10 protein-coding genes and 2 pseudogenes are annotated in these 11,535 nt (G+C 50.3%); 9 read left to right on the forward strand and 3 right to left on the reverse strand.

Going from position 1 to position 11,535, the window contains the following annotated elements; translation table 11 throughout:
• Positions 1–878 (forward strand): putative sulfate exporter family transporter (locus BZG79_RS08430; protein ID WP_108743255.1); only part of this gene is annotated, 878 nt, incomplete at its 5' end.
• Positions 879–899: 21 nt separating this feature from the next.
• Here the strand turns inward: BZG79_RS08430 and BZG79_RS16395 are convergent.
• Positions 900–1,046, reverse strand: coding sequence for a hypothetical protein (locus BZG79_RS16395; protein ID WP_199877638.1), 147 nt, complete (start codon positions 1,044–1,046; stop codon positions 900–902).
• A 270-nt stretch (positions 1,047–1,316) separates the two neighbouring features.
• Here BZG79_RS16395 and BZG79_RS08435 point away from each other — a divergent pair.
• Positions 1,317–1,949, forward strand: a pseudogene (locus BZG79_RS08435) (cation transporter); the annotation flags it as partial.
• A 156-nt stretch (positions 1,950–2,105) separates the two neighbouring features.
• Here the strand turns inward: BZG79_RS08435 and BZG79_RS08440 are convergent.
• Positions 2,106–2,612 (reverse strand): SCP2 sterol-binding domain-containing protein, encoded by a 507-nt coding sequence (locus BZG79_RS08440; protein WP_175993433.1) that lies wholly within the window; start codon positions 2,610–2,612, stop codon positions 2,106–2,108.
• A gap of 219 nt (positions 2,613–2,831) precedes the next feature.
• On the opposite strand from BZG79_RS08440, the gene BZG79_RS08445 reads away from it, so the two are divergent.
• From BZG79_RS08445 to yqfB, 7 genes and pseudogenes are all read left to right on the forward strand, one after another.
• Positions 2,832–3,827, forward strand: coding sequence for a peptidase U32 family protein (locus tag BZG79_RS08445; protein ID WP_077576595.1), 996 nt, complete (start codon positions 2,832–2,834; stop codon positions 3,825–3,827).
• A 9-nt stretch (positions 3,828–3,836) separates the two neighbouring features.
• A complete protein-coding gene (locus BZG79_RS08450) occupies positions 3,837–4,712 on the forward strand; it encodes a U32 family peptidase (RefSeq protein ID WP_021023950.1) in 876 nt (291 codons plus the stop codon).
• 47 nt (positions 4,713–4,759) lie between these two features.
• Positions 4,760–5,707, forward strand: a pseudogene (locus tag BZG79_RS08455) (anaerobic C4-dicarboxylate transporter); the annotation flags it as partial.
• 174 nt (positions 5,708–5,881) lie between these two features.
• Positions 5,882–6,280 carry a VOC family protein gene (locus BZG79_RS08460; protein ID WP_021023952.1) on the forward strand — a complete coding sequence of 133 codons (399 nt, stop codon included), beginning with the start codon at positions 5,882–5,884 and terminating at the stop codon, positions 6,278–6,280.
• A 194-nt stretch (positions 6,281–6,474) separates the two neighbouring features.
• Entirely contained in the window at positions 6,475–8,340 is a 1,866-nt protein-coding gene (locus BZG79_RS08465) for a peroxidase family protein (RefSeq protein WP_077774176.1), read from the forward strand.
• A gap of 174 nt (positions 8,341–8,514) precedes the next feature.
• Positions 8,515–9,882 (forward strand): anaerobic C4-dicarboxylate transporter DcuC, encoded by a 1,368-nt coding sequence (gene dcuC, locus BZG79_RS08470; RefSeq protein WP_021023954.1) that lies wholly within the window; start codon positions 8,515–8,517, stop codon positions 9,880–9,882.
• A 93-nt stretch (positions 9,883–9,975) separates the two neighbouring features.
• Complete coding sequence (gene yqfB, locus BZG79_RS08475) at positions 9,976–10,290, forward strand: N(4)-acetylcytidine aminohydrolase (RefSeq protein ID WP_077461063.1); 315 nt, start codon at positions 9,976–9,978, stop codon at positions 10,288–10,290.
• Positions 10,291–10,372: 82 nt separating this feature from the next.
• Here the strand turns inward: yqfB and BZG79_RS08480 are convergent, their stop codons facing one another.
• Positions 10,373–11,482 (reverse strand): glycerol dehydrogenase, encoded by a 1,110-nt coding sequence (locus BZG79_RS08480; protein ID WP_077774177.1) that lies wholly within the window; start codon positions 11,480–11,482, stop codon positions 10,373–10,375.
• Positions 11,483–11,535: the final 53 nt, after the last annotated feature.

Genomic DNA, 11,535 nt, shown 5'->3' on the forward strand with positions numbered 1-11,535 from the left:
GCTTAACCCCCTGGGTCACTTCGCCCATCGCTTTAGTACTCGGTTTTTTACTTACGTCTTTGGGCGGGGTACCCAGCGGATTACCGCTCACTAAGATCACTAAAAAGCTCCTCGCGTACTCTATCGTTGGACTGGGGTTTGGTATTCCTTTGCAAGAGGCGTTGGCGGTTACCGGCGATGGGATAGGGCTGATTATTGCCACCATTACGGGCACTCTGGTGTTTGGCACGATACTGGCCAAGCTGATCGGGTTGGATCGAAAAACGGGTCATTTAATTGCCTCGGGAACAGCTATTTGTGGCGGCAGTGCCATCGCGGCCGTCTCGCCCGCCATCAATGCCGATGATGAACAAATTGGCCTCGCGCTGGGCACCGTGTTTGTACTGAACTCGCTAGCGCTGTTTGTATTTCCGATGATTGGGCATGCGTTAGGGCTTGATCAGCATACCTTTGGGACTTGGGCGGCGATCGCGATTCACGATACATCATCGGTGGTGGGGGCGGCGTCTGCCTATGGTGAGCAAGCATTAACCACCGCCACGACACTCAAGCTTGCACGTGCATTATGGATTGTGCCTGTCGCCTTTGTCAGTGCACTGATGTTTCGTAGTCACGCCAAAAAAATCACTATTCCATTTTTTATTGTCTTTTATTGCTTAGCTATCGGCATCAGTGATGTGTTTGTGCAAGCACAACCGATTTACGATGTGATTTTCGCGGTGGCTAAGCAAGTGTTGGTGGTGTGCTTGTTCTTGATAGGCTGCAGTATCTCTATCGCCCAGCTACGTGCCGCAGGCCCCAAGCCCCTGTTTTTTGGCATTGCGCTATGGGTGATTATCTCTTGCTCGTCGCTTGCTTGGCTGCTCTTTGCTGCTTAGTTGTCCGGTTTTGCTTCAGGATCACTCGTGCGGTGTGTCCTGAGGCAAACGGAGTACCGCGACCAATAAAAAAGCACTGAGTGCCGCAGCAAACTGCCACCATCCCGTGCTGGTCACTGCGAGAAAAAGCTGCAAGATAATGGCAGCAAGCAAAATACCTTTCCTCATCTTCTTAGTCCATAAAGAATATAAATGTGCGTTTAGTATGCGCAATAGTTATATAAGAGCAAAATGCGATTTTGCGCTATCTCATAACTAAAATGTGTTTGGGACACTGAGTGTCAGAAATGCTGACAGCTGATTTGTGTTATAAATTATTGAAATTAAATGCGTTTCATTTTCCACCTAACGGGATGGTGAAAACGCCTGCAAGTTCGCATTTGTAAAGCGGCGCAGTAGCACCAAGAATGTGTGCGTGTTTTCTACTTTTGGTGTTTTATGTCTCCTCAAAACGTGATCAATGAAAAGTCAGTCTTAGTGTTTTCAGCCCTTTTAGCATTAGGGTTTGCCATCACCGGCCTGGCCGTAGGGTGGTTTGCTGGCTCTTTAGTGATTATGTTCGACGGTATCTACTCGTTGATTAGCCTAGTGTTAACTTTGTTGTCACTGGGCGCGTCATGGTATATCCACTCGCGCTATGCAAGGCCGATCACACGTGCGCTGCTCACTCCGCTTGTTGTCGCCATTAAAGGTGCCGTGATTATGCTGTTGGTGAGTTATTCCCTTTACGAAGCGGTATCATCCTTGGTCGAGGGCGGACGTGCGGTTAATCCGTCATTGGCGGTGTTATTTGGTATCGTCAACGTGGTGGGTTGCGGTTACGGATGGTGGATGATTGCGCGTAAAAATCAAGCAGGGCAAAGCCAGTTGGTGGAGGCGGAATCGCGCCAGTGGCAAATGGACACCTTATTAAGTCTCGCAGTCACCTTAGGCTTTTTAGGTGCTTGGTTAGTGGCGCATTCACCTTGGTCGGATTATGCGGTTTATGCGGACCCTATGATGATGGTATTGATGTCGTTCTACTTTATCAAAGTGCCGTTCATCATGGTGCGTAACGCGTTAAAAGAGCTCGCACCTGTCACGGTAAAGTGGTATCGCACCCGAACGATGACAGTTTGACTGCAATACATATGGCGGCAATTAGCCGCCTCTTTATGCCATCTAGGCGGTATATCTATCGCACCGTTATCAACAGCCTGTCGTGCACCCGTCCGAATAGCCAAGTCACTACAACGCGAGTTTAGTGAGGTAGTGATGGCTTAACGTCAGTGAGCGTGCCAGCGGCTTGGGTAGGGTGTCGATTTCGAGGCTATCAAGCAGGTTTTTCACATGCAGCCCAAGTTCGGTATCACCACTGATACTGAGTTGACGCTGGAAAAACAGCGTATCCGGATCGCAATAGTGAGTAGCCATTTTTAAAAACGCTAACCAATCTCCCTCGATACTGGCGTCTTCTTCCCCCGATAAACCCACTAATAATTGGTTGCTTTCGTTCAGTGACACGAACCAATTGGCGTTGAGATCGCGCAAACCAATGCGAATGGTACGGCCAGCAAGAAAGTCGAACTCTTCCTCCGCCAGCGGCACGGTAAAAGCGGTATTCATCAATTTAGTCAACACCTGGGCCTGTAGCCCTTGTGGTAACTGAGTGATCGCTTTTAGGCCTGGTGTAATCAGATTGGGCTGAGGCAGTGGCAGAGCAAGGGGTTGTTGTGTGATTGGGTTAACGAGCATTTGGCTTTCCTTTGGTGCCAATGGTTGAGTGCCACTAGAGTAGCGAGGTAGGAGGCGCTGCCATTGGATCCGAGTCAAAAATGAGGAGGATTTTTGTGGCAACAGCGTCATTTATCGCGATTTTTATCCTCATGGGGAAGTGAGCTTGATACATATCAACCCCCCACACTGGCAACGCCCTTATCTTAGCCGGACAATCATAAAATGGAATGCAATGTTATGGAGCTCCTTTGTCCGGCGGGCAATATTCCGGCGGTTAAAAAAGCGATCGAGCATGGCGCCGATGCGGTGTATGTCGGCTTAAAAGATGATACCAATGCGCGCCATTTTGCTGGGCTGAACTTCACCGACAGCAAATTGCAGCGTGCCAGTCAGTATGTGCATGACCACGGCAAAGACTTGCACGTTGCCATTAACACCTTTGCTCACCCCGATGGTTGGCGCCGCTGGCAATATGCGATTGATAGCGCCGCCGGAAATGGCGCTGATGCACTGATCCTTGCTGATATGGCCTGTTTAGATTACGCCGCCAACACCTATCCCGATTTGGATATACACCTTTCTGTTCAAGCATCCGCCACTAACGCTGGGGCGATCCGTTTCTATCAGCAGCAATATGGCGTTAAGCGAGTGGTATTGCCGCGGGTGCTGTCTATTCATCAGGTTAAACAACTAGCACGCGATACCGATGTTGACTTAGAGGTATTTGCCTTCGGCAGCCTGTGCATTATGGCCGAAGGGCGCTGCTATTTATCGTCTTACCTTACCGGCCAGTCGCCCAATACCGTGGGCGCTTGCTCACCGGCGGCATTCGTGCGCTGGCAAGATACTGAGCAAGGGCTGGAGTCGCGCTTAAATGGTGTCTTGATTGATCGGTATCAAGCCGACGAAAAAGCGGGGTATCCCACCCTCTGCAAAGGTCGTTTCTGTGTCGACGGCAACCGCTATCACGCACTGGAAGAGCCCACCAGTTTGAACACCTTAAGTGTCCTGCCTGAGCTTTATCGCGCCGGGATCAAATCGGTCAAAATCGAAGGTCGTCAGCGCAGCCCTGCATATGTGGAGCAAGTTGCACGGGTATGGCGTCAAGCGATTGATCGCTGTGTCGCAAACCCCGAGGCGTTTGATATTGCACCGGATTGGGCGCATTCGCTCGATAGCCTTTCTGAAGGGGTGCAAACCAGTTTGGGTGCTTACCATCGCAAGTGGCAATAAGGAATTATGATGCAATTTTCTCTCGGGCCAATTCTGTATTACTGGCCCAAGGCTGAGGTTGAAGCCTTTTATCAAGCGGCGGCAGACAGCCAAGCCGATGTGATTTATCTCGGCGAAACCGTCTGTGCTAAGCGGCGAGAGCTGAAAACCAAAGACTGGATCGGGCTCGCGCGTGAGCTGGCTGAGTCTGGTAAACAAGTGGTGCTCTCGACCATGGCGCTGATTGAAGCGCCCTCAGAGCTGACCATGCTAAAACGCTACTGTGATAATGATGATATTCGCATTGAAGCGAATGACCTGAGCGCGGTGCAATTTTTAAGCGAGCGTCGGCAGCCCTTTGTGGTGGGAGCCGCTATCAACTGCTATAACCCGCAAACATTAAAGCAATTTGTCGACTTAGGCATGACACGCTGGGTGATGCCGGTGGAGCTTTCGCGCGATTGGTTGGTGAATATGTTGAACGGCTGTGATGCACTGGGTATTCGCGACCAGTTTGAGGTAGAGGTGACTGGCTATGGTTACTTACCACTGGCTTATTCGGCACGCTGTTTTACCGCGCGCTCAGAAAACCGTGCCAAAGATGACTGCGAGCTGTGCTGCCTAAAATACCCCAATGGACGGTTAACGGAATCCCAAGAGGGTCAAGCGGTATTTGTGCTGAATGGCATTCAAACCCAGTCCGGGCAATGCGCCAATCTCGTTAACGATTTACCGTCGATGCAAGGGCTGGTGGACGTGGTGCGATTAAGCCCACTGTCGCTTGACACCTTGCAATGGGTAGACAAATTCCGTGCTAACCAAGCAGGCACCCAGCCGCAACCGCTCAACCACGATTGCAATGGCTATTGGCACCATTTGGCGGGCATGACACAAGTTTTAGATTAAACGCGATAACAAAAACAGCCTGCGTAATCGGGTAGAGAGGTGAAGCGGAGCGCCCCATGGCCGCAGCGTCGGTTGCTTCTCAAATCGCGATTACGGCGTCACCTATCTCCGCTGCGGTGGTGTATTACCTTGCCCAGCTTGCCGATATTCAACATGACATTACGTTAGTCTCGATTTTGTTGGTCACCGTACCCGCCACCTTGTTTGGTACCTTGCTGATGTCTCTGTACAGCTTGCGCCGCGGCAAAGAGCTGGATGACGATCCGGATTACCAAGCGCGCTTACAAGACCCGAAATGGCGTGAGCGTATCGAAAATACCACCGCGACCTCGTTAGATGAGGTATTACCCCGTTCCGCGCGCAATGCGGTGTTATTGTTCATTAGTGCCATCGTTACCATTGTGATTATCGCTATGTGGCCAGAAATTCGCACAGTGGCAGGGGAGAGTAAGGCCATCAGCATGTCAGTCGTCATTCAAATGATGATGCTCTGCTTTGGCGGCATCATCCTACTGGCGACACAAACCGATCCGCGCAATGTGCCCAATGGCGTGGTGTTTAAATCTGGGATGGTAGCGGCCATTGCCATTTTTGGGATTGCCTGGATGTCAGATACTTACTTCCAATACGCGATGCCGCAGTTTAAGTCTGGAATTGTGGATATGGTCACTCAGTATCCATGGTCTTTTGCTCTGGCCTTGTTTATCGTGTCAGTAGTTGTTAATTCACAAGCTGCCACCGCACGGATGATGTTGCCGGTAGGTCTTGGGTTAGGGCTCGACCCTGCACTGCTTATCGGTATTATGCCGGCGGTGTATGGGTACTTCTTTATCCCCAACTATCCTTCTGATATTGCGACCGTGAATTTCGATGCATCTGGCACCACCAAAATCGGTAAATGGTACTTCAACCATTCATTCATGGCGGTTGGTTTAATTGGTGTGGTGAGCGCCTGTGCGTTCGGTTACGTGTTGGGGCAGATTTTTATCGCCTAACACGCAAAAGGATACGAAGGACAAGGATGCAGGTGGGGCGTACCTCGGTTGAGGGCTTGGATGTAAATTTTGCCTGAATGTACAAATTGGTGACATGCATCATCAACATGCGCCGCATCTGTTTGCAACGCCTGGCCAAGTAGTCGGGCGTTTTAAGCCAAAGGAGCCAACATAATGATTGATAAACATACCGTGATGCGGGTTGCGCGGCCAACTGATAACTTAGCCGATATTACGAATATGTATTGTGAAGGATTAGGTTTTGAGTTGCTCGGGACCTTCTCTGGCCACAATGACTTTGATGGTGCCATTATCGGTCATCCGCATCACAATTATCACCTTGAGTTTACCCACCACCGCGGCACCCATGTTGGACCAGCCCCCTCACAAGAGAATTTATTGGTTTTTTATTTGCCGGATCACTCGGCATGGCAAGCGGCGTGCAAAAAAATCGAAGCGGCCGGATTTACACCGGTTTCGAGTTATAACAGTTATTGGGATAAAGACGGCTGCACCTTTGAAGATCTGGATGGTTATCGTGTGGTGCTTCAAAATCGCGAATGGGCATGGTGAATGTGAGTTAGCGCGTCTCTCATCAGCTCATAAGTTATTGGCTATTAACATTATTGGCATAACAGATTAGCGCTTTGTGTGATTGTCTATTAACGTTACTCATGTTTAGTTAGCAATAACTAATGATAGCGTCAGTGCGGCCTAGTCAGGTGTTTTAGCGTTCGCACTGATGGATAAAACATAAGGAGAAAGCAATGTCTCAGCAACGCTCAACGTCGGGCGGTCAATGCCCCGTGATGCATGGTGGCGCAACATCGGAAGAGATGGCACACAAAACCTGGTGGCCCAATGCACTTAACCTCGACATTCTTCATCAGCACGACACAAAATCAACGCCGTTTGATAACGATTTTGATTACCCGTCAGCCCTAAAAACACTCGATATTGACGCACTTAAAAATGACGTTAAGTCGCTACTTACCGACAGTCAGTCTTGGTGGCCTGCAGATTGGGGACATTACGGCGGATTGATGATCCGCATGGCATGGCACTCGGCAGGGAGCTATCGCATTGCTGACGGTCGCGGTGGCGGCGCAACAGGTAACCAGCGTTTTGCACCTTTGAACTCATGGCCGGATAACGCCAACCTCGATAAGGCCCGTCGCCTTCTATGGCCGATTAAGAAAAAATACGGCAACAAAATTAGTTGGGCAGATTTGATCTTGCTCGCGGGCACGCTGGCGTATGAATCGATGGGGCTAAAAACCTATGGGTTTGCGTTTGGGCGTGAAGACATTTGGCATCCAGAGAAGGATACTTATTGGGGCGCAGAAAAAGAATGGTTGGCCCCAAGTGATGCAGAGAACAGCCGTTACTCTGGCGCACGCGATCTCGAAAATCCACTTGCCGCGGTGATGATGGGGCTGATTTATGTTAACCCTGAAGGGGTAGATGGCAACCCGGATCCGCTCAAAACTGCCCATGATATGCGTGTCACGTTTGAGCGCATGGCGATGAACGATGAAGAAACCGTCGCGCTAACTGCCGGTGGCCATACCGTGGGTAAATGTCACGGCAATGGCGATGCGAGCGTATTAGGACCTGAGCCTGAAGCGGCCGACGTTGATGAGCAAGGCTTAGGCTGGAACAACCACCAAGCGCGTGGCATTGGTCGCGATACGGTCACCAGTGGCACCAAGTCACGTTACATCGGCCCAGATGTGCCGAGTGAGGATTTGATTTGGCAAGATCCCGTGCCTGCAGGACGTACCGATTATGACGTGGCAGCGGTAAAAGCAGATATTGCCAATAGTGACCTGACGTTGGCAGAGAAAGTGACCACCGCATGGGATAGCGCACGGACTTATCGCCAATCCGATAAGCGGGGTGGGGCGAACGGCGCGCGGATTCGCCTAGCACCGCAAAAAGACTGGCAGGGGAACGAGCCTGAGCGTCTGGCGAAGGTAGTCAACGTGCTGAGTAATATTGCTCAGAAACACCAGATTAGTCTCGCTGACACCATCGTGCTGGCAGGAAACCAAGGCATTGAAGAAGCAGCAAAAGCGGCTGGTGTGGTCGTCGACGTACCGTTTGCGCCGGGCCGTGGTGATGCCACGCTTGAGCACACTGATGTGGATTCATTTGAAGTACTAGAGCCGGTCGCAGATGGGTTCCGTAATTGGCTGAAAAAAGATTACAACGTTCAGCCCGAAGAGCTCTTGCTTGATCGCGCCCAATTGATGGGACTCACCGCACCTGAAATGACAGTACTACTGGGTGGTATGCGTGTGCTTGGCACCAACTATGGTAGTGCCCCGGAAGGCGTATTTACCGATCGGGTCGGTGAGCTGAGTCATGACTTTTTCGTCAACCTGACGGACATGGCGTATCAGTGGAAACCTGTCGGCCGTAACCGCTATGAGATCATTGAGCGTAATTCGGGGGCAGTGAAGTGGACGGCGAGCCGCGTCGACTTAGTGTTTGGCTCTAACGCCATTTTACGCGCCTATGCAGAGTTCTACGCGCAAGATGATAACCAAACCAAGTTTGTGCACGATTTTGTTGCAGCGTGGGTGAAGGTGATGAACGCTGATCGTTTTGATCTGGTCGCTAAGCAATGATTTAATCGTTACAAATTGTGATCACCAAGCCGCCTTTCATTGATAGGCGGCTTTTTATTTGTCTTAAATCAAGTCAGGGCTTGGTTGTTGTCGTGCTACAGGCAGGGTTTTAGTACAGTGAGCTGAGTAAATTCCATCCAATTCTTTTATCTTTACCATCTGGCGGAGTGAATTATGCTAGAACTTCTCATTGGGCTAGTTGTAACCGTGGCTGTGGGTTACTTTATTGTCAAAGGTTATCGTCCTGCAAGCACTTTGCTGACCGCAGGGATTATATTACTGATCATCACAGGGATATTAGGGCACAGTGTTCTGCCGGCTAAATTAACGTCGACGGGCAATCTTTTTACTGATTCGCTGGAATATGTGAAATACATGCTGCAATACCGTGGTGGCGGCCTCGGGATGCAAATCATGTTGTTGTGTGGTTTTGCGGCCTATATGTCGCATATTGGTGCCAACAACGTGGTGGTGAAGCAGTTCTCTAAGCCGTTGTCGGTGATCAAGTCGCCCTATGTGTTGTTGGTTGCAGCCTACATTGTCGCTTGTTTGATGTCACTGGCGGTCAGCTCTGCAACTGGCTTAGGTGTGCTTTTAATGGCTACCTTATTCCCGATGATGACTGCGATGGGCATTTCTCGTCCCGCCGCGACTGCAGTGTGCGCGTCTCCTGCAGCGATTATACTTTCACCCACCTCGGGAGATGTGGTGATTGCAGCGGAAAAAGCAGGCTTACCGCTCCACGTGTTTGCGGTCGAAACCGTATTGCCGGTCTCTATTTGTGCGATTATTGTGATGGCCGCCGCGGCGTACTTTTGGAATAAATACCTGGATAACAAAGAAAACACGCCGATGGAGCGTGTGGACGTCTCCGAGATAGAAACTCACGCGCCAGGTTATTACGCCGCCTTACCTTTTCTGCCTATCATTGGGGTGTTTTTATTTAACGGTGAAACCATTCCGGGCCTCTATCTAGATATCTACACCATTGTGGTGCTCTCTATCTTTTTAGGTGCGCTCGTCGACTTCGCCACCAAACGTTTTAATGGTCGCAAAACGTTAGAAGATCTGGATGCGTGTTATGAAGGGATGGCGGATGCCTTTAAAGGCGTGGTGATGCTGTTAGTCGCTGCAGGGGTATTTGCACAAGGCCTTATGTCAATTGGTGCGATTGACAACTTACTCGGCTTAGCAGAAAGCGCTGGGGCAGGCGGTATTGCATTGATGATGCTGCTTACTCTACTTACCGTCGCAGCCGCTGTTGCCACTGGCTCTGGAAATGCACCTTTCTATGCGTTTGTTGAATTAGCACCGTCTTTGGCAGCGAAAATGGGTCTCAATCCGGCATTTTTGATTATCCCTATGCTGCAAGCCTCTAACTTAGGCCGAACCATATCGCCGGTGTCTGGAGTGATTGTGGCGACATCTGGGATGGCAAAACTCAGCCCGTTTGAGGTAGTTAAGCGCACCTCGGTGCCGGTCCTCTGCGGGTTAATTACCGTGATTATTGGTACCCTTGTATTGGTGCCGATGATGGCGTAACGTCGCAAGGCATGAAACGCCCGCGTGCAAGTGCTCGCGGGCGTTTTTAATCGTATCACGCCATAGACCAATACAGTTTTGGAAGAAAGCAACATGACTGCCCCGACCAAAATCACCTTTTTCTCCACCTTGACGCCCATGGTGGCCGCCGGTGTTAAAACCATCACCATTCGCGATGAATCTGAAAGTCACTATCAACCCGGTTCGCGCGTCGCGGTACATCAGCTAGAAACTGATCATTATGTATGTGACATTGTGATCGACAGCGTTGCTCCGCTAGCGTTCGAGGACATTAATGCCCGTCATGCTGAACAAGAGGGGATGTCGCTTACTGAGCTGAAGGCGCTGATTTTGCAAATCTACCCAGCGCGTCCCCCGTTGTTTGTGATTGATTTTCATCTGGCTTAACAGTTCGCGCTTGTTCGTCGTAGCGCGCCATTAAAAAAGCGCCCGATAAACGGACGCTTGGTGAGTCAGTTGACTGATAGGTTTAGGCCGCTGAGTAACGTTTTGCCATATTATTCGCGGCTAACATGGCGTGATAGACATCCTCTTCGCTGACCGTCATTGGCATATTGCCCATGGTGTCACCTTCTGCACAAGCGATACGCGCAACTTCACGCCACTCTTCTTCAATAAAGGTTTTTAGTCCCATTTGCTCTAGCGTGAGTGGCAAACCCGCTGTTTTGATAATTCTAACCACATTATCAATTTCATCTTTAGGGGCGTTTTCCAGTACCAATTGCGTCAACAACCCAAAGACGACTTTTTCACCGTGCTGGGCATGGTGCAAATCAGCCACGGCGGTCATCCCATTATTTACGGCGTGCGCGGCGGCGAGACCGCCAGCTTCTGCGCCCACACCACTTAGATAAATTGTTGCTTCGATCATTTGCTCAAGTGCTGGCGTGCTTACTTTACTGGCTAGTGCGTCCATGGCGGCATCAATGTTTTCGCTGAGTAACTCATAGCAAAGCTGAGCGAGGCCAAGACCAGTGCGAGAGGGGCGCTTTTGGACCAAGTTAACGCCGTCGGCACGATAACAGGCGCGTGCTTCAAAATAGGTAGCCAACGCATCGCCTACACCCGCCGAAAAGAAGCGTGCTGGCGCATTGGCAATAATACCCGTATCGGCAATCACCGCATCTGGGTTTTGTGGCAAGAATAAGTAGCGGTCAAACTCACCGTCAGGTTTGTAGATCACTGACAAGGCGGTGCAAGGAGCATCGGTTGAGGCGATAGTGGGATATAAAATAACCGGTACTTTTCGCTCGTACGCGACGGCTTTGGCGCAATCGAGGGTTTTACCTCCACCAATACCGACGATCACATTGGCTTTTTGCTGTTCAGCGATACCGAGGTTACGGTCAATTTCTTGCTGGGTACATTCGTACTGAAATTTCTCGACATGGGCCGCCAAGCCCTCTGCGCGCTCAATGGCAGGCAGTGAGGTTTGGCTAACTTGATCGAGAAAGAACTCATCACAAATAATATACGCGTTAGAACCAAAGTCTTGAACGCTTTCCGGCAATTGTGYGAGTAAGCCTGTACCAATGATGAATTGTTTCGGAGACGTTACCGTGCGAGGGGTCGTTGCCATAATGAGCTCCATTGTTATCGTAAAGTTTCTTTATGCTAAGAGATATATAAGCT

The organism is Salinivibrio sp. MA427 (assembly GCF_001996115.1).
Lineage (GTDB): Bacteria > Pseudomonadota > Gammaproteobacteria > Enterobacterales > Vibrionaceae > Salinivibrio > Salinivibrio costicola.